Below are 18,247 nucleotides of genomic sequence, written 5' to 3'. Positions count from 1 at the left end.
CAAAACGCAGGTGTTCTAGATCAAAGCCCAACGCACTTGTCCAGTTCAGTGCACAGCAGATACCATTGTAATTCCGCTCTGCCCGCTTTTTGCACCATTCCTGCCATCCTGTAGGGGACAAGCCTGTATAATTACGGCAATAGTCGCTAAAGCTGCGCGTGTTATTGCGAGGTGTTGCCACAGGGAGCGCCTTGGCCGGTACGCGGAATATGCCGAAAAGGAATTGTAGATGCTGAAACACCTGAGTTTGCTGACATTGGTCATGTTTATGGCCCTTCCGGCAGATGCCGACCCGTACCGCCTGATCATCGGGGACCGGGTCATCGTGAACTACGATTTTCTGGACGAGCCCAAGCCGACGAGCGTCGATCTGGACGGCAACATTCGTTTGTCCGAAGTGGGCAGCATCCCCGCAGCAGGCAGAACCCTCGACGAGATCGAAAATGCGATTTCCGAGCAAATGACACTGGGTGGTTTCAGCGGCGTTTCATTCGTGTTGGTCGAGATTTCGGAATATGCGCCGGTTGTCGTGTCCGGATACGTCGAGCGCAGCGGCCGATATGAATATCTGCCGGGTATGGACGTGAGCGCGGCCCTCGCGTTGGCAGGTGGCTTTGGTGCAGGCGACATCGAAGGGCCGAACGCGGATGTGCTGGCCGTGAACGCCCGTCGCCGTGCCTCAACGGCGGCAGAGCGGATCGCCGGAGCGGTCGCAGACATCACGCGTCTGGATGCCGCTTTGGATGGCCCCGACACGCCTGTCGAGCTGAGCGATGCCATGCGCGCCGCCGTACCGGTCGATCTGCGCGACGGCATGGATGCCCGGATCGAGGCAGAGAAAGAACGGCTGGCCGTGCGCCGCAGCACGGCTGACAACCTCGTGGCGTCGTGGAACAGTGACATCGCCGATTTCGAAGAACAGACGCTCTTGCTGGATGAACGGATCGTTTTGAAAGAGGACATCGTGGCTCAACTGGCGGCAGAATTGGCCGACCTTGAGAAATTGCGCACCCAAGGGCTGACCACGACGGCACGGTTTTCGACGCAGCAGCAGCGCCTTTCGGACGATCGCGAGGAATTGCTGAGCCTGCAAACGGCCAAGATCGCCGCGCGCCGTGCAGCAACACTGGCCGCACGCAACCGGGACCGGTTTCTGTCGGACCGCCGCGAGGAAGATCTGCAAGAAATGAAAGAAGCGCGCGTCGATCTGGAATCCGGTTTGCGCGAATACGGCTTTGCGTTGGACGAATTGACGGTGCTGAGTGATGATACCGCCGCGCTGGCCGAAGAGGTGCCGGTGCTGGATGTACGGTTCGTGATCCGAGGCCCGCGTTCGGACCGGTTCGGCGACGCCGAAGTGACAATCAACACGCCGCTCCTGCCCGGTGATATCATTGTTGTCGAGGTAGACGACCCGCTGAGCGCGACGCGCTAACGCTTAGAGGAACAGCGCGCGCGCGTCTTCGAACAGAGTGATGTCGGGCGCGCATAGCGTGTCGATGGCCGATTTTTGTGACGGGGTCAGGTCGGGCGTTTCGCCCGGCGCTGTGTTGAGCGTCGGCATTCGCAAAGGAACGCCGAAGAGGTCGCGATAGGCGGCCAAAAACGCCTCTGTCCGATCCAGAAACCCGATCAGCGCAAAGTTCTTTAGCCGCGCCCGTGCCTGTTCCAGCGCAGCGGGCAGGGCGTCGTCGTCAATGTCGTTCCGCCCGACAAGATAGCGCAGGTAGACCTGCGCATGGCGCCGCGCGATCGGCCCTTGCAGATATGTGTCAAGATCGTCGGTCACGATCCCGCTGCGCTGCGTCATCCGAAAATTTGAAATCATGCGTGCGACCGGATCCCGCATGATGGTGACGTATTTGTAGCGTTGGCCGAAATGCTGCCACGCGCGATCTGACCAGAACACGTGGCCGTGGATCAGCATCGTGTCCCATGCCATGTGCTGCAACAGCGCGCCTTCGCGCAGGTCAAATGTCAGTTGCCCTGTGTCGCGATCTTCATGGCATTTTTGCGGGTCGTCCTCGTTGAAATGCAGGATCGAAGCAGCCCGGCGCGTGGCCACCGCGTCGATCACGCCAATGCGCTGATTGAACGGGACAGTCGCGTACATCGCCTCTGACAAGGAGGTGCCACCGCATTTTGGAAGATGGAAAAACAGACTTGGGTGGTTAGGGCCACGGCCGGGCAGGCTGCGCCCTGTCCGCCCCCGCAGAATGGCGGACCGGCGGCTCAAACGCTCGCGGAACGGGGCTTTACGCGCCATGTGTGTAGGTCCTTTGCAGTGGGATCGTGGTCATGCCTGTTCCTGATGCCAGGGCAAACCCTTGCGCTGGGGCGTTTGCCGCGTCCGCCACCACGTGTAGAGGAACATCAGTTTGCGCAGCTTGAACGGTTTGAGCGCACCGAAGGGACCAAACAGGGCGGTCCAGGGTTTGGCATTGGGATAAAGTTCGGCAATGTCCTGCGGCGGGCGGTTGCCCGGGGCCGCCATGACGTGATCGGACAGCAGCTTCGACTGAATGTCGCGCATCGCATAGGCACGCTGGCGGCGATACAACATCCAAAGCCCGGATGCAGACCCGCGCGAGATCGATTCGTAGTCGAACCCGGCCTCAGCGACTGGATGGATTGCCGTCTTGTCCGGTTTGACCATCGGGTCGAGCCGTCGCTTCAATATCCATTGTAAGAAGGTGTCGTCGCCCATGTAGCCTACTGGCAGGCACCATCCGTCGTCGCGCATCGCCGTCACTGTCGTGCCGCGCAGGGCATAGAAATTCCCGGGCAATCCATGTTCCCGCAAAACGCGAGCCCGCCACGTGTCCGCCGTACGTCCGCCATAGGGCAAGCACCCAAAGGCCAGCGCATCCGGCGCGTCGATCAGGGCCGCGCGCACAGCGCTGAGCGAACCGGGTCGGATCACCACATCGCCATCGATAAAGACGTGGGCATCGGCTTCGATTCCGGGGCTGACATTGAAGGTATAGACGCTCCATGCGTTGGCCTTGTCACCCAGACCGATCCGGCGCAGGGACACCGCAGGGTTGTCTGCGGCGACCGCTTCGACAATCTCGGCTGTTCGGTCGGTGGATCCGTTTTCAAGAACGGTGACGCGGTCGTCCGGTCCAAACCCATCCTGCGACAATATCGCCTCAAGGCACCGGGCGATCCCCGCCTCTTCGTTATGAGCCATTACGGCGACAGAGATCACGCCTCAATTCCTTTGTTCGCAAGCCGGTGTCATGGCGCGCGCCAATTGCATTGCGGTTGTCTTGCCCCAAAAGCGCGGCGCTGCAAAGCGCCAGTTGTCGCATTCCGTGCCTTGGTTGCCCTGAAATTCAGCCAATGATGCCTGAATCAGCAGGTGTTCGGCAAAGAAGCACCGACAAAAATGGAATCAGTTGAAAGGTTTCGCGCCACGCACATATTCGAAAGCGGCAACAAAACATTGGAACGTTTTTGGACACACCCTATCGCCATGACATACACTCTTTCGGGTACGCTTGATCGTCCTGTTTTCGTCGTAGGTCACCCTCGTTCGGGGACTACGCTTTTGGCCTCGATGCTGGGTCGACATGCCAGCATCGTGAGTACTCCGGAAACCCTGTACATGAACATGGTCAGGTTCCGTGTAAGAGCCGTTCTGCACCTCGGACCAGACGCGGTTTTGAATGCCATTCTCACATCACCGATGCGGTTTCTAGTGCTGGATGAGGCCGACGTTTTGACGGCATTGGGTGCTTTGCCTGTGCTGACCCTCCGCAATGTGTTCGAAACGGTGTTGTCCTGTTTCCAGATTGCCGACGGAAAACCCCGCCTGCTGGAAAAGACACCAGTACACCTGCGTCACGTCGACGAGCTTTTGGAATGGTTTCCCGATGCGCAGGTCGTGTGGATCGTGCGGGACGGGCGGGCGTGTATTGCATCCCTGACAAAGGTAAACTGGGCAACAAATGACCTTGTGACATTGGCGCAGCAATGGCGGCGTAACATGGCATTTGGTAAGATGTTTGCTGGCGCGCACGCCGACCGGATACACATCTTGCGCTACGAAGAGCTTGTGACCGATCCGCAAGAGACCCTTGCACCGACATTGCGGTTTCTCGATCTTGACCCGGACAGTGCCATCTTTGATCACACCCAAGCGGTTCATACGGTCAAGCCCACCGAAACAAGCTGGAAACAGAACGTCATGCAGCCCCTGATGCCAAGCCGGGCGGACGCATGGAAAGACAGTTTTTCGGAACAGGATCTGTACCGCGTCGAAGCGATCATTGGCCCGTCCCTCCGCCAATTCGGGTATGCCCCCCTCACGCAGGCCAAACCTGTGCGGGCCGCGATCGAGCGCACAAAGTCCATCGCTTTGCAGAACCCTGCGGGTCTGCGCCTGATGCGGTCGGGCTTTTTGGCCAAGGAATCGCTGAAGGCAAACGTGCGCCAGTCGGTTTCGCAACTGCGGCGTAAAACCCGCGATAGTGACCATCGTAAGGGCGGACAAGTGGCCTGATGTGACGCGGGTTATCTCGACAAGCGCAGAATTTTGGCATTCCGGACACGCGTGCGCAGGGAACGGCACGCGTGGTAGTGACTTTTGAATACGGGTCCTTGTAGACAAGCGGCAAATCATTTGTCGGATACGCTTTCCTTATGACGCAGACCTCTCCCGCCCCGCTTGATCGTCCCATCTTTGTTGTCGGCCATCCTCGGTCGGGCACGACATTGTTGGCCTCCATGCTGGGACGTCACCCCGATATCGTGAGCACGCCCGAATCCCTTTACCTCAACATCGTGCGGTTTCAGGTTGCGCCGGTTCTGTCCAAGGGCCCCGAGGCGGTTCTTGACGTGATCGAAAACTCGCCCATGCGATTTCTGGTGTTGGATCACGACACACTGCTGACCGCGCTCAAGGGGCTGGATGTGCTGACCGAGGCGACCGTTTTCCAAACGGTTCTCGAATGTTTCCGCGCAGCGGATGGCAAGCCGCGGCTGCTCGAAAAGACGCCTTGGCACCTGCGTGGAATGGACGACCTGTTCGAATGGTTCCCGGATGCGCGCATCCTGTGGATCATGCGTGATGGGCGCGCTTGCGTGGCCTCGCTGATCAAGGTGCCATGGGCCACAAGTGACCCGGTGACCCTGTCGCGCCAATGGGTGCGCAACATCTCTATTGGCAAGATGCTGCGCGACGAACGCCCTGATCAGGTACACATGGTCCGCTATGAAGAGTTGATTGGCGATGCGCGGGCGGTGATGGAACCAGTGATGAGCTTTCTCGGCGTTGCGCCGTCCGAAGAGATGTTTGAACACGACCGCGAAGTGCGGACGGTCAAGCCGACCGAAACGTGGTGGAAGGAAAATGTGGGTCGCCCCCTGATGTCCAACCGCGCCGAGGCATGGCGCAAGGAAATGGACCCCAAAGTGGTGACGCAGATCGAGACGATCATGGGTCCCGTGCTCGAAGAGTTTGGATACAACTTGACCGAGGGGCAGGAGGCTTCGGGCCTGCGCACGGGGATCGAACGGGTCCGCTCAGTGATGATGTACAACAAACCCGGCCTGCGACTGATGCGGATGGGCCGCGATGTCAGCGCGCGGTTGCAGGCGCGCCTCAAGCGCACCTGATCATCGATTACGCCGCCACCTGCCGCCGCTTGTCCCACATCAGGGACAGGACGGTGGTGTCAGTGCCGGTGTGCCAGCGGCACATGGTAAACAGCAGCGCCTGATAAAATGCCGCCGCTAGTGCGGCCCCGATGATCACGCCGCGCGTGCCATCAATTGCGTGTCCGGCCAGCGTGCCCAGCACGATCCCGCCCGCCCCAATCAGCGCGCACCAGAACAGTATTTTCTTGTGGCCGGTGACGTTCAGTACAAGGTTTGCTGGGCCAAAAATTGCCTTGGACGCCGGGATGATCGCGAGGGCGAGGAACATGTCTTCGATCCCGGCATAGTCTTTGCCCATAAAGCCCAAAACGTACGGTATGAACACCCACGCCAAGGGTACGCCGACCACCAACGCGACCAGCTTGCCCGCGCCACACACGGTCAACAGCTTGGCTCGGCGCCGGGGTTTGTCCTGTGCGGTGGCACGCGAGATCTTTGGGCTGAACACCATGTCAAAGGCGTTGAGGCCAAAGTTAAGCACACTGATCATCGACAGCGAAATCCCCAACCGGGCCACATCCGCAGGCATGAGCACGATGCCGGAGGTCAGGATGATAAGATTGCGCATGTATTCATTCATCACCAGCATCGGGCTCAGCATCAGTCCGAACGGTACCCAATCGCGCGCCTCTGAATAGTCGGGCTTGGTCTCATGTCGAAAGGCCATAGCGTGGCGGATCAGCAGCCATTGCAGACCAGTCGCCAGCGATGACGCCACAAAGAACGCAACCATGATCTGCGTCGCGCTCAGGTCAAGGTCCATCAGGTTGGCAGTGCCCAGAGCGGCGGTCATAAAGACAGGCCGCACCAGCATCCGCGGCAGCGCCGCGCGCAACACCAGCCCAAGGGCGATGCCATGGCGGCTGTTAATGCGCCCGTTGGCGATGATGGGTGCTGCGGCAAAACTCAAAAGATACGGACCCAATTCGGCCAGCCCGTTGCGCCAGATCAGAATGGCCACCGCCGGAATCATCAAGCCCGCCGTCATCACCAGCACAGTGCGGCGGCACCAAAAGACATAGCCCGAGGCATCCGCCTTGCGCTCATTTTCGAAGTAAAGTGGCAGGAACCGGATCGACCCGGCTTCGACATTCAGGGAGACGACGACCGACAGCAGGAACCCCGCCGACAGCGCGGCAAAGGCGTGGCCTACCTCTTCGGGTGGGGCAACGCCGATCATCAAAAGCGTGTAGGTCAGGGTGAGAAGTGTGCCACTGACCCGCACAGCAAGAACGATGCCCGCCGTCCCGAACAGACGCGCAGCGCCCGAATTGCGCAGACGCTGCATCATGTGTTGTTGCCCTTGTTTCTATCGGAATCTGCAATCCGCATTCGGTGCAGGTCCTCGCCCGCGGTGACAGCAAAAGCCACCAGCAGGATGATCATCAATTCGTGCCCGCGATAAAGAGACGTTCCGGTCAGCGATGACACGACGACCCCCACCAACAGGGCCAATCCGCCCGCCATCGCAACGGAACGGTTGCGGCGGTAGATTGCCAGCATCCGCGCCGTCGCAACCCAGATGATGGCCAGCATGGCCAACAGCGCGGCCCATCCCGCAGAGACGAGGATTTCCAACGGAAAGCTGTGGAAGGACCGGCTGGTCGTGGCGCCCGCATCCTGTGTCGCCAGCCGCTCGTTCAGGAAGGTCGGCGCTTGCCAAAACGCGCGATAGCCCGTGCCCGCAATCGGGTATTCGCGGTAGACCTCTAGCGCGATTTGCCACAGATAGACGCGCCCGGTCAGGGTTGTGCTTTTGCCGACGGCGCCGAGGATCGCTTCGATCGGGTTGATACCTGCAATGGCCAGCACCACTGGCCCAAATGAGATTGCGGCAAGCGTCACCAACAGACCGGCGGCAAAGAAAGCGGGCGGCACTCTGTACCAACAAAAGGCAAGCAGCACGCCGGTCATGACCGGCATCAGCAGGACGGATGTCATCGACAGGGACAGCGCCAGCGCGAACATGTTGCCCAGCAGCGCAAAAATGGACAATTGCCGGAACAGCGGCCCAACCTCGTGACGGTACATCATAAGAATGGTGAGGATCGCGGTGGCGGCGAACAGGGCGCGCAGACCCAACATGTTCTTGCCTGAAAACAGTCCCGCGAGCCCGCCGATCCGGGTGTAGACCGGCCACGGAAAAATACCCGTGGCCCAATGCAGGATCGACAGGGCGACACCGATGGACAGCACTACCGCCAGCGCCTTGAGGATCACGGTCATGGAATACCGCCAACCCAAATACATGCCCATCACCATAGTCATCGTCAGCTGGAGGCTGGCCACAAGGCTATAAGGTTTGGTGAGCGACCACGACACCGACGCGATGCAGATGGCCGGGTAGATGAGAATGACCCAATTGCGCCTGACAACGGGCAGGAACTGCGGCAGCACGATGCCGATCCTCAGCATCGTTAACGCATAGCACACCATCCATAGCGGCGATTGCAGGAACCTGACCTGAATCAGCATGTCCGCACTGAGCAGGATGATGAGCGACAGCAATGTCGCGTCCACGACCGCCCAGAACAGGTAATTCGGTGTCGCCTGTGCCTTGGGCTCTGCATATGTGCTGTCGGCCACACTCATCGCGTCACGCTCATCCGCCCGTCTCAATCGGCGATGGCGCGGCAAGCCACCCGGCGTCTGCGGCGCGGCTGCCGAACAGTGCGGCTCCGGCCAGTGACCAATGCAGCCCGTCATACATCGTCTTGAGCCCGTCTTGGGTGATCAGGGTACAGCTGATGTCGCTCTGGCACACCAGATCGCGTCGGGACAGGTATTGCGCGCCGGCGGCTTCTGCGATGTCTCGGATGACTGTGTTTTGAACCCGCGACCGGTCGTCCTCGTATTTCGGAGCGAGGGCATTCAGGTTTTCGAGTGCAGCGCGGTCACCAGATTTGATCAAAAACCAGTCGAACAGCGGTTGCGCGCCACCTGCGTTGAACTTGGCGGTGTTGCCCAGCACAATAACGTCCTTGCCCTGGCCGCCGACGGACTCGAGCATCGCGGTCAGGGCGCGCCGGTATTCGCGGTAATAGTTCGGCGCGATCATTATCACGTCTGCAGCCGCAAAGTTTGGCGTGCCGACCAGCGTTACAAGGTCTTCATCCAATGACTTGCGATGCAGGTTGAAGCGGGCAAATTCGTAGTTTGGAAACCGTTCGGCATTCAGCGTCAGCGCGTTGTAGACGTCCTTGGACAGACTGTCGCCCACGATCAGGACCTTGCGGGTATCAGCGCCTTCGAACCACAGTTTTGTGGTTCCGGAAACGGATGGGCGTTGTGCGTTCCACGGCCCGATATCTTCTTCCGGGAAACGAGCATCAATCAAGCCCCAGCTGGCCTGCGCCAGCACGGAATTATCGATCTCGTTTGGTCCGTAGAGTTCGGCCAGTGCCTGCGCCCGGCCCGATGACGCGCCCATGTCCGACAGGCTTAGCGCGGTGATGCCCGCCACCGGAAGCACTGCTGCCAGCGTCGCGGCGGCAAAGGGGCGGGGACCCACGCGAAAGCGGAACGGCTTTTCCACCAAATGATACCCCGCAACCGACAGCGCCAAGGTCATCGCTAGCCACAGCGCCATCTCAAGCGGGCCGGGAGCGCCGACCGACATGACCCGCCCAAAGGCAAATACGGGGAAATGCCAAAGGTATAGCGAATAGGACAGCTTGCCGATCCATACCATCGGTCCCGTGGACAGCAGCCGGGTCACAGGCTCGCGTGGATCGGCGCACCAGATCAGACCGCATGTGGCAAGGATGACGGGCAGCGTGTCGATGCCGGGATGCCGCATCTCGACCAGATCCTGGCTGAAGAACGCCCAGAGCAGGACCACCAACGACACCGCAGGAACAAAACGAAACAGGCCGCCTTGCCCGCGCGCCGCGTGGTGCCGGGAGATCACGGCCAACAGCGCGCCTGCCAACATCTCCCACGCGCGGCTTGTCGGCGCATAAAACGAAAACGCGGGGTGTAGCACGGTTGTGATCGCAGCCACGACAAGGCCAATCCCAGTCAGCGCGGCAACGATCCACATCACGCGCGACAGGGTAAAATGGCGCAGCAAAAGGATCAGGAGCGGTGGGAAGATCAGGTAAAACTGCTCTTCAATGGCGAGGCTCCAGGTGTGGAGAAAAGGCTGCAACAGGCCGGATTGCGCGCCATATTCGCTCAACTCGAAGAACCAGAAAATGTTGCTGACAAAGGCGAGGGCGGCGACCAGCGACAGCGAAAAACGCTCAAGCTCGCTCGGCAGCAGCAGCGCCCATGCCGCAGGCAAACTGGCCAGCATGACCAGTAGCAGCGGCGGCAGGATGCGGCGTGCGCGCCGCCAGTAGAATTGCGCGATACTGATGCGCCCGGTGCTCCGAAACTCATCCACGAGGATGCCGGTGATCAGAAAACCTGACAGTACGAAAAACAGGTCAACACCAAGAAATCCACCGGCCATCAGGGGGCTATCACCCCCCCAATCAATCTTGAGGTGGTAGACAATCACCGCGCCCACGGCGATTGCGCGCATCCCGTCGATTTCGGGGCGATAAGTCACGGGGGCATGGGTCACAGGCGGTCGATATCCGATGGATCACGTCGCCGGGACCTTACCGTGCCGCCGGTTACAGGGCCATTGAGAAAACACCGTTGGTTCATTCTGATGCTGCCTGTTGTGCACATGCCAATTCACTGGGCACAGAGGACCGTCAGGCCGCACCCCGTGCGGTGCGTCCGCCGGGGCGCATTCGCAGTATGGCCCGTTGTGCACCCAGTTCGATCCAGCGTTCGGTCAATGCGGAGAGGGCGAAAGTCAGTCCAAACACCAACGCCGCCTTTGCCCAGACGGGCACAGGCCCGTCATCCGCAAGTGCTGCGACGGCAGCGACCACAGGCATGTGCAGCAGGTAGATGCTGAACGAAACCTTACCCAGCCAGCGCCAGATCTTGCCTGCAAACAGCCGCAAGGCCCCAAAGTTGAGCAGGCCGAGGAGCAGCAGCAAGAGCGGGTAGCCGCCACTGATCGGCCCGACAAAGACAAAGGTGGAAGGGATACCCAAAGCGTGACGAATACCGGGCGGCGTGAACAAGCCCGCAATCAGGATCAGCGCTGACAGCCCCAGCACAATGGGCGTCCGCGCGTTGGCGCGTTTCATAAATGCAGGCTTGGTCGACAGATGTCCGAGAAGTGTCCCGAACAGAAAGAAATGTAGCCAGAATGCCAGCGTATAGGTGTTCGCCAAACCTTTGCCGAGACCGGAGGTCAGATAGATGGCGGCAACAATTACGCCCTGTATGATCAGCAAACCGACAAACATGGCACCCAGACGTCCACGCGCGGCGGCGTACCAGATGGCGACAAAAACCACGTAGAACTGGATTTCGACGGGGATCGACCACAGCACACCCGTGCCGTAGATCAGCGCTGCGGCGCGGAACACGTCACCCGCGCCTTCCTGCATGTAGGGTGATGTGCCAAAGCCGAACAGCAGAACCGCGCCCAAAGCGAGCACCGCATAATATAGCGGTAACACGCGCGCGGCCCGGCGCCATATGTAGTCTACGAGGTTGGCATGAGTCAGGGGTTTTCCCAGATACAGTCGCCCCATGAGCAGACCGCTGAGGCCATAGAACAGGCCGACGCCCATCTGCCCAAAGCCGCGACCAAGCTCGGCAGGCAGGAAACCTGCATTTGCACAGTGAGAAATCACGACGATAATCGCGGCCAACCCGCGCAACCCGTCTAGGGTCGGCAGATGCGTGCGGCGGTCAGACAGGTCCGGCATTGCTCATTCAGTCCGATCGTGCGGCCGCTCAGAGAATGGCAGCACCCTTGTCAGAATACTGCAGGCCGGAAAAGAAAAATCCCCTTCCCACCGGAGCGGAAAGGGGACCTGATTTCAAGTCTGAAAGACGTTGAACGCTTAGGCGATGTCGAACACGCCAAACAGTTCCATCACTTCTTCCATGTCGACGCCTTGGAAGATGATGGTGCCGCCTGTGCTCATATCGACGATGGTACCGCCAGCAAACTCGCGGAAACCGTCAGCTTCGATGCCGCCGTTCAGGCGGATTGTGTCGCCTTCGGACGCATCAAAGTCGAGGATCTTGTCTTTGCCGGTGCTTTCCGCGTCAAACACGAATGTGTCCGCGCCTTCACCGCCGGTCAGACGGTTGTTGCCGGGGCCGCCGGTCAGAACGTCGTCACCTGCGCCACCGCCCAGTTTGTCGTTGCCAAGACCACCGTTGATGATGTCGTCACCGCCACCACCTGCGATTTTGTCGTCGCCGGCACCGCCTGCAAGACGGTCGTCACCCACGCCGCCTTTCATGTCGTCGTCGCCGCCGCCGCCTTTGATAAAGTCGTCGCCGCCAGCGCCGTTGACGATGTCATCACCGCCAGCACCGTTGATTGTGTTGTCGCCGTTGTCAGTTTCGATGACACCGCCGTCATTTCCGTTGGGAGATACAAAAGACATTTTTTTAACCTTATGTCATGGTGGCACGCTTCCGCGCACCGTTTTTACATTTCAGGGAATTTCATGCGGAATCGTCCGCGCTACACACCCCACCCAGATTGCAGCTAACTTGTGGCAAAATTTCGCCTAATGTCAACGATTCGAGACGCAAGTTTTAGCTAAATTTGAATTCTTGGTCAGATTATGGCCACCTTGTGGCCGCATTTTGGTAAGTCTCGAAAGGCGATCTGAGTAAACATCTCGTAAAAATTGAATTATTAAGATTTTTTCTATTCGGGCGAGAATCTCCTTATTTTCAGGTTATTGTTTACATCTTAGCACCGATCTCGGCATCAATCCACCTTAGAAACAGCGGTAGCAAGCCGCTGATTCGTCGCAGTGCCTGCGCAGAATAGCCGATTATTGCAACTGTAAATAGTGCTGTCAGCGACGCGGAGCCGAACCGTAGGCGGAAATCCGGTCTGTCGACGGGGCCTCAGGCGCGGGCTGCTCCGGCGCGCGCCTTGAACCAGGCCATGAGCGGCTTTTCGACCAAAACGTGCACAAAACATCCGATGATGGTCACCAATCCGACGATCAGCGTCAGCATCGCCAACGGTGGTATGACCTCGTGAATGCCTGCACGTTTGAGAAACACCGCCAGAATGTTCATGGCCGGCAGGTGCACCAGATAGATGGAATATGACGCGTCGCCCAAAAAGGTGAGCAAACGCGGTGCCGGTAGTTCGCCCCGCGTCAGGCCAACCATCATCAACGCAGCTCCCAATCCGTATATGAGCGGCAGCGGTCCACGTGGGAATGGCACCTGTCCAACAGTTTCAGCGACACCAGTGCCAAGGAACAGCACCAGCCCGCCCCAGAACAGCGCTCGCGCTGTTCCCGGATCCACACGATCGTACAGAAGTGCGGTGGCAATCCCCAGCGCAAACAAAATGTTATGCGGCTTGAGCACAAAGGAAACAGGATGCGCCAGATCCCCGTAAAATGGCAGAGCCGCGACACAGGCCAGCATCCATATAGCAAACAGACTCGCGCCGATCCGGACCCGCCACAACAGTGTCGCAAAGACAAAGTAGAACAGCATCTCGTGTTGCAGTGTCCATGCCACGGCCATGATTGGGCCGTCTTCTGTGGGCCACAGCAGATACGAGGCGAGAATGGATGCCGGTTCGCGGGCGTGATCGGGGCCGCGTCCGGGCGACGCCAGATAGATGGCGACCAGAAATGTCAGCACCATCCAGTAGATCGGGTAGATCCGCACGACACGTTTATAGAGAAACAGTCCGACCCGTTCGGGCCGCCCGAAATCCTGCCGGTGCACCAGCATCATGATAAAGCCCGACAGTACGAAAAAGAACTCGACGCCGGCATAGCCAAAGTTGAACACGGCACCCGCGCCCGAGCCGTCGTAGAAATTTTTTGGCAGCAAGAACAGATTGGCGTGGAAGATCGCCACCATGATCGCCGCCACGGCGCGACCGCTTTGCAGTCCTGTCAGCATGTCATGTCCACCCCATCACTGTCCGGTCTGCACCTTGCCGGGACGTCGTGTCAGCCCGGCGGTCAGCCGTTTCTGTAGCGGACGTTCCATACTGTTGAACAGCCAAAGCCCAAGAACCGATGACGCTGTCAGGCACAGAATGACAAAACCGCCTGCGCCCGCAATGTTATCGACCAGCGGTAGACGGTTCCAGAAGGCAGCAAAGATCTGGATCACAAAGAAATGGAACAGATAGATCGCATAGCTGGCGTCGCCCAAACGCTCCAGCAGTGGCATATCGGGCAGATAACGTTCAAGGCACACGCCGCCCCAGACGATCAGCGCCCCTGCCAACCCAAAGGTCAGCGGGCGCCCCCAAGAGGTCTGGTCCGGCACCGCCAGCGGCGTCAGAAACACCAGTGCCAGAAGCCCCGCGATGATCAGCGCCACACCTGTCCAAAGACCTGACACGCCGCGGCGCCAAACCTCAGCGATCAGGCAGCCGGCAAGGAATTCCAGCAATAAAGGGCTGGTATAGGCTTGCATTGCAGCGGTCTCCGGCGACATCAGCCAGCCCAACCCGACCAATGACAGCAGCGCGGCGGCAAGCGCGATCAGCCGCCATTGATGCGTCACCAACAGGGTCAGGGCGAACAGCGCATAAAAGAACATCTCGAACAGCAGCGTCCAGCCCGGCACCAGCACAGGCCAGAAAGTATCGGGGAATGTTGGGCTCCAATGTGGGACAAACAGCAGGGACTGGATCACGTGCGCAGGTGTAATCACGATCCAGCCGACACCCAGCACCAGCATCAGCGCCACCCAGCACAGCGTTGCCACCCAATAGGGCGGGATTACACGAATGGCGCGGCGCAACAGGAATTGCCCCGGCGCACGGGGCGCGTCGCAGCCGATGCTCCACATGATGAAACCCGAGATGACGAAAAACAGGTCAACACCGCCATGGCCAAGGTGAAAGATACCGATAACCGTCTCTGAAAATACTTCGTCCACACGCTTGCTCGCGTGGTATGCCACAACGGACAGGGCCGCGACGGCTCGCAGATACTGGATCGACCTGACACGGCTTTGCCGCGCGTTTGGGACGGTCCCAGAGGGTGAAGATGTACTCATCAGCTCAGTCTTTTCACGTGGTCGGCCTGGCGACCCGTCCCGCATATACCTCTTGTGGCGGCAATGCCCAGTGTCCAAATTGAACGGACAGGAGTCTAATCGGAGACTGCCATGAATCATCGCACCACTAAAGCAGCCGCATGGTTGATCGCCCTTGTGACCTGCGCGCCGGTCGTGTCTGCCCAATCGTCAGGCATTCCAGACCGCGACGCCATGGTCCCAATTCTGAACGAAGAATTCGCAAACGGTCTGAACCGGTATGATGGGCGCACCGGGGTGTGGTCGACGCAGAGCCCACGTGGCGGTCTTATGACAAATGCGCAGGAAACGGTGTTTCTGGACCCAATGTTGCCGGATGTGCCGTGGTCGTCGGTTGCGCCGACACTCAACGTCACACCCGATGGGCTGTCGGTCCGAACCGTCCCACTGACCGACGCACAGCTTGGTCCGATCCGCGCGCACATGCGCGCGACCAATCAGGGCAAAAGGGCGGCGCAGGTACGCTATGCCACAGGGCGGATCACGACGGTCGAAACCTGGTCACAAGTCTACGGCTGGTTCGAGATCGACGCACAAATTCCGCGAGGTAAGGGCCGGTGGCCCGCGTTTTGGCTCAACTTTGCCGGACCAGGTTGGCCCCCCGAGATCGATATCTTCGAGGCCTATGGCGCAGGCATCGCGGAACCTACGCCAAAGGACGGGCGGTTCAACACGGCTGTTCTGTTTGACCGCCTCGACGAAGACAAACGGCCCGTTCACAACGTGGATGTCATCAACGACTTTGACCCCGATCCCGAACGGAGCAAACCCAAGATCAAGGTGCGGGGTGGGCGCAACATCTACACGCTTGCGCGCCACCATTTCGAAGATCAACTCGAAGCGGACATCTATGGGCGCGTGAACACCTTCGCCGCGCACTGGACGCCGGGCGAAATCGTCTTTTACTTCGGCCCAGACCGCAATTCCCTGCGGGAGATTTATCGGACGCCGACGCCCGAGGATGCGCATGATCCAATGTACATCCTTGCCAATGACCAGTTCACGGCACGTGGCGGCATCTGGCCAGCCGATGCAGACCTGGACGCAGTCCTTGATCCCGAAAACGATCTGCTGATCCGAGCGATCCGGGCTTGGGCGATGCCGCCAGAGCTGACGTTTGACATGGCACAGGGCGACAATCCCTATGATGACCGCCGCAGTATCATCCGCGATACGCAAGGCGATGATATCATCGCACCGGGGGCCGGGTTCGACATCATCACACTGTCTGGTGGGGCAGATGAAATCCGGCTCAGCCGTGGACGCGAGGGCACTGTGGTCCGGGGCTTTGGCCCGGACGACCGTATCGTGCTCGAAGGGTTCCAGTTCTTTGACAGTGCTGACGCGCATGACCGTTTGACCCAAGTGGGCGACGATGTCTGGCTGTCCAGCGGGTCCGATCCGTATTGGCCGCAAAGCATCATCCTGCGCGACCAGCAGGTTGCCGACATAGGCAAAGAGCAGATTGTGTCGCGCTGGCCTGTTGGCCGAAATGTCTGGGCCACCCGTGCCGACGTTCCGAACCGGTCCGTGTCGGACGAAGATGCCGATGGGCTGCTGACAGCAGGTATCGCTGGCGGATGGCTCAACGACCGGGCACGAGAAACGCGGCTGGTGGGCGGGCCGGGGCCGGAACGGTATTTGGTGTCACATCCCCACACGCGCATCGAAGAACCGGCATCCGGTGATATTGACACACTGATCCTTTGGGGCCGTCGTGGGCTGCCACCTCATGTGGAACGCGGCATTTTGCGCGGCGAGTTTGGCAGACTGCTGGGAACGCCCGGGGATGACAGACTCGAGGCCGAAGGCCATGGAGGGCAGTTGTCTGGTGGCGCGGGTGATGATCTGTTTGTTATCGCGGAAAAGGCGTCCCGAATTACGGTGCGGATCGACAATGCGCCGGGCCATGATCGACTCCGGGGTTACAATCAAAGCCACGATTTGCTTATCGCGCCAACTCTGCGCGCCCGGGGCGACGATTGGGTGTGGCAACAGGTCGACGAGGGAATTCTGATAACCTTCAATGCGGATCAGTCACTTTTGATCGAAGGGGCGGACATGGCTGCGCGCGGCACGGGCCTGCAAAGCCCTTAAGCCGCGCGCAACAATGTTAAGCGTTCGTCCGTCAGGTGGCTGACGTGATCAGGCTCAACAATGCATCGCCCATATCGCGCCCGTTCTGTTGCATACCTGCGGCGTTATAATGCGGATCGCCGGGGTCGAGCGGATCAACTTGATTGCCGGAAGCAGGCTGGATCACCCGAAAGTCGGAGATCGCGTTTGGATGACCACTGTCCTTGTCAAACCGGTTGAGCCATTGCTGGCGATAGCTGCCGAAACCCGGATTGCCCGCACCGTCGGTGTTGTCGACAATATGCTGCGCAATGTTGGTCAGAACCATGGGGATGTTCCCAAACTCTGCCCGGACCCCTGCAAAGAACGCGTGGTATTCGGCCGTGTGTGCGGTGTCGTAACCGTCCGGACCATCCGGCGTGTTAAAGCCGTCGTTTTGACCCAGCGACCAGATCGCCCCGACAACTTCGTGCGCCGGACCTAGCGCCTCGACAGCGGATTTCATCGCCATCATCTCGTTCCACATGCGCGAGGCTGTGTTGCCTTGCTGCGTGGTTTCGATCACCGCGCGGCTTGGGTGACGCCAATCCTGCGTGTTCATCAGACCGGATCCCGGATCACCCAGCGCCATGACCAGCAAGGGCCTGTCGCGGCCCGCTGACCATCCCACCAACCGGGATGCCGCAGCGTGTACCGGCGACATTCTGGAGGCTCCGGGTGCCGCCAGCACTGGTTCGATCATCGGAAACGGCATGTGCCGTTCTGCACCCACTGTGCCATAGGTGGGCGAGGTACGCAGACAGGGCATGTACCACATGCGCGGGTCATAAGCCGTCTCGCGGTTGTCTTTGGTCACAAAGTCGGACGTCGCATTGGCAGAGTTGCTGTCTCCGCCAATGATAATCACGTCGCAGGGCACAATATGTGGATCGACCGAAGACAGATCATAGACCGAAATGTCATCCACTGACCCGGTGAAGGCCGCGCTCGGGTTCAGAGAGGCACGGGTAAAATTGCCGTCGACAACCGAAGGCGGGAAGTACTGAAAGCCCTGCCAATCCTCACTGACATTGCGCCCGTTGGCAGACCCGCTTCCGCTGAGGTTGATTTTGACGTTTGCGCTCCCGTATTGCGGATCGAGGGTCACAAAATATGGGCGCCCGGCGACAAGCGGGTCATCCAAGTTCATCCGCACGTCATTGCCGTTGACACCCAGACATGTCAGGCGCCCATCCACAACAGACCAGTTGCTGCGCAAATCAATGTGCGCAGTGGTGTCAAATGCCATCTGTGTTGACGAAAACAGGTTCGACGGCGGCACAAGCCCCCCGACCGGTGGCGGAGGCGGCGGCGGCGGCGCCACGGGCAGGTCAGACAT

Annotated in this window: 14 protein-coding genes; 4 read left to right on the top strand and 10 right to left on the bottom strand. The window is 59.5% G+C overall.

The genetic code is table 11. The annotated features are described in order from the left end of the window. Positions 1 to 229 precede the first annotated feature (229 nt). Positions 230 to 1,435 (top strand): polysaccharide biosynthesis/export family protein, encoded by a 1,206-nt coding sequence (locus Q1A85_RS01675; RefSeq protein WP_299684391.1) that lies wholly within the window; start codon positions 230 to 232, stop codon positions 1,433 to 1,435. Between the two features lie 3 nt (positions 1,436 to 1,438). Here the strand turns inward: Q1A85_RS01675 and Q1A85_RS01670 are convergent, their stop codons facing one another. Then, positions 1,439 to 2,266, bottom strand: coding sequence for a sulfotransferase family 2 domain-containing protein (locus Q1A85_RS01670; RefSeq protein ID WP_299684389.1), 828 nt, complete (start codon positions 2,264 to 2,266; stop codon positions 1,439 to 1,441). A 30-nt stretch (positions 2,267 to 2,296) separates the two neighbouring features. After that, positions 2,297 to 3,211 (bottom strand): glycosyltransferase, encoded by a 915-nt coding sequence (locus Q1A85_RS01665; RefSeq protein WP_299684387.1) that lies wholly within the window; start codon positions 3,209 to 3,211, stop codon positions 2,297 to 2,299. A gap of 180 nt (positions 3,212 to 3,391) precedes the next feature. Here Q1A85_RS01665 and Q1A85_RS01660 point away from each other — a divergent pair, with 180 nt between their 5' ends. Beyond that, positions 3,392 to 4,507, top strand: a complete 1,116-nt coding sequence (locus Q1A85_RS01660) for a sulfotransferase (protein ID WP_366140548.1) — start codon at positions 3,392 to 3,394, stop codon at positions 4,505 to 4,507. Between the two features lie 140 nt (positions 4,508 to 4,647). Beyond that, on the top strand, positions 4,648 to 5,622 hold the full coding sequence (locus Q1A85_RS01655; protein WP_299684383.1) for a sulfotransferase: 975 nt from the start codon (positions 4,648 to 4,650) through the stop codon (positions 5,620 to 5,622). 7 nt (positions 5,623 to 5,629) lie between these two features. Here the strand turns inward: Q1A85_RS01655 and Q1A85_RS01650 are convergent, their stop codons facing one another. The 7 genes from Q1A85_RS01650 to Q1A85_RS01620 form a co-directional block, all read right to left on the bottom strand. Further along, a complete protein-coding gene (locus Q1A85_RS01650) occupies positions 5,630 to 6,955 on the bottom strand; it encodes a hypothetical protein (RefSeq protein ID WP_299684381.1) in 1,326 nt (441 codons plus the stop codon). Further along, positions 6,952 to 8,283, bottom strand: a complete 1,332-nt coding sequence (locus Q1A85_RS01645) for an O-antigen ligase family protein (protein ID WP_299684379.1) — start codon at positions 8,281 to 8,283, stop codon at positions 6,952 to 6,954. The genes Q1A85_RS01650 and Q1A85_RS01645 overlap by 4 nt, the downstream gene beginning before the upstream one ends. After that, positions 8,267 to 10,234, bottom strand: a complete 1,968-nt coding sequence (locus tag Q1A85_RS01640; RefSeq protein WP_299684377.1) for an acyltransferase family protein — start codon at positions 10,232 to 10,234, stop codon at positions 8,267 to 8,269. The genes Q1A85_RS01645 and Q1A85_RS01640 overlap by 17 nt, the downstream gene beginning before the upstream one ends. A 136-nt stretch (positions 10,235 to 10,370) precedes the next feature. Then, positions 10,371 to 11,447: an acyltransferase gene (locus Q1A85_RS01635; RefSeq protein WP_299684375.1), complete on the bottom strand. Its 1,077-nt coding sequence runs from the start codon at positions 11,445 to 11,447 to the stop codon at positions 10,371 to 10,373. A 138-nt stretch (positions 11,448 to 11,585) separates the two neighbouring features. Continuing rightward, positions 11,586 to 12,140, bottom strand: a complete 555-nt coding sequence (locus Q1A85_RS01630) for a hypothetical protein (protein WP_299684373.1) — start codon at positions 12,138 to 12,140, stop codon at positions 11,586 to 11,588. Between the two features lie 475 nt (positions 12,141 to 12,615). Further along, positions 12,616 to 13,641, bottom strand: a complete 1,026-nt coding sequence (locus tag Q1A85_RS01625) for an acyltransferase (RefSeq protein ID WP_299684371.1) — start codon at positions 13,639 to 13,641, stop codon at positions 12,616 to 12,618. Positions 13,642 to 13,656: 15 nt separating this feature from the next. Beyond that, on the bottom strand, positions 13,657 to 14,754 hold the full coding sequence (locus Q1A85_RS01620) for an acyltransferase (protein WP_299684369.1): 1,098 nt from the start codon (positions 14,752 to 14,754) through the stop codon (positions 13,657 to 13,659). Between the two features lie 111 nt (positions 14,755 to 14,865). Here Q1A85_RS01620 and Q1A85_RS01615 point away from each other — a divergent pair, with 111 nt between their 5' ends. After that, a complete protein-coding gene (locus tag Q1A85_RS01615; protein WP_299684367.1) occupies positions 14,866 to 16,890 on the top strand; it encodes a family 16 glycosylhydrolase in 2,025 nt (674 codons plus the stop codon). 31 nt (positions 16,891 to 16,921) lie between these two features. Here the strand turns inward: Q1A85_RS01615 and Q1A85_RS01610 are convergent, their stop codons facing one another. Then, the gene (locus Q1A85_RS01610) at positions 16,922 to 18,157 is read right to left on the bottom strand and encodes a hypothetical protein (protein WP_299684365.1); all 1,236 of its coding nucleotides are present in this window, start codon (positions 18,155 to 18,157) and stop codon (positions 16,922 to 16,924) included. Between the last annotated feature and the right edge of the window lie 90 nt (positions 18,158 to 18,247).

Source organism: uncultured Tateyamaria sp., assembly GCF_947503385.1.
GTDB lineage: Bacteria > Pseudomonadota > Alphaproteobacteria > Rhodobacterales > Rhodobacteraceae > Tateyamaria.
The sequence above is the reverse complement of the archived record's forward strand: the minus strand, read 5'-3'. Positions and strand labels throughout refer to the sequence as shown.

Bases quoted from the DNA above. Each gene is read 5' to 3' on its own strand.
- Q1A85_RS01670 (WP_299684389.1), bottom strand. From the start codon at position 2,266: ATGGCGCGTAAAGCCCCGTTCCGCGAGCGTTTGAGCCGCCGGTCCGCC.
- Q1A85_RS01675 (WP_299684391.1), top strand. From the start codon at position 230: ATGCTGAAACACCTGAGTTTGCTGACATTGGTCATGTTTATGGCCCTT.
- Q1A85_RS01655 (WP_299684383.1), top strand. From the start codon at position 4,648: ATGACGCAGACCTCTCCCGCCCCGCTTGATCGTCCCATCTTTGTTGTC.
- Q1A85_RS01625 (WP_299684371.1), bottom strand. From the start codon at position 13,641: ATGCTGACAGGACTGCAAAGCGGTCGCGCCGTGGCGGCGATCATGGTG.
- Q1A85_RS01650 (WP_299684381.1), bottom strand. From the start codon at position 6,955: ATGATGCAGCGTCTGCGCAATTCGGGCGCTGCGCGTCTGTTCGGGACG.
- Q1A85_RS01635 (WP_299684375.1), bottom strand. From the start codon at position 11,447: ATGCCGGACCTGTCTGACCGCCGCACGCATCTGCCGACCCTAGACGGG.
- Q1A85_RS01660 (WP_366140548.1), top strand. From the start codon at position 3,392: ATGGAATCAGTTGAAAGGTTTCGCGCCACGCACATATTCGAAAGCGGC.
- Q1A85_RS01615 (WP_299684367.1), top strand. From the start codon at position 14,866: ATGAATCATCGCACCACTAAAGCAGCCGCATGGTTGATCGCCCTTGTG.
- Q1A85_RS01620 (WP_299684369.1), bottom strand. From the start codon at position 14,754: ATGAGTACATCTTCACCCTCTGGGACCGTCCCAAACGCGCGGCAAAGC.
- Q1A85_RS01610 (WP_299684365.1), bottom strand. From the start codon at position 18,157: ATGGCATTTGACACCACTGCGCACATTGATTTGCGCAGCAACTGGTCT.
- Q1A85_RS01630 (WP_299684373.1), bottom strand. From the start codon at position 12,140: ATGTCTTTTGTATCTCCCAACGGAAATGACGGCGGTGTCATCGAAACT.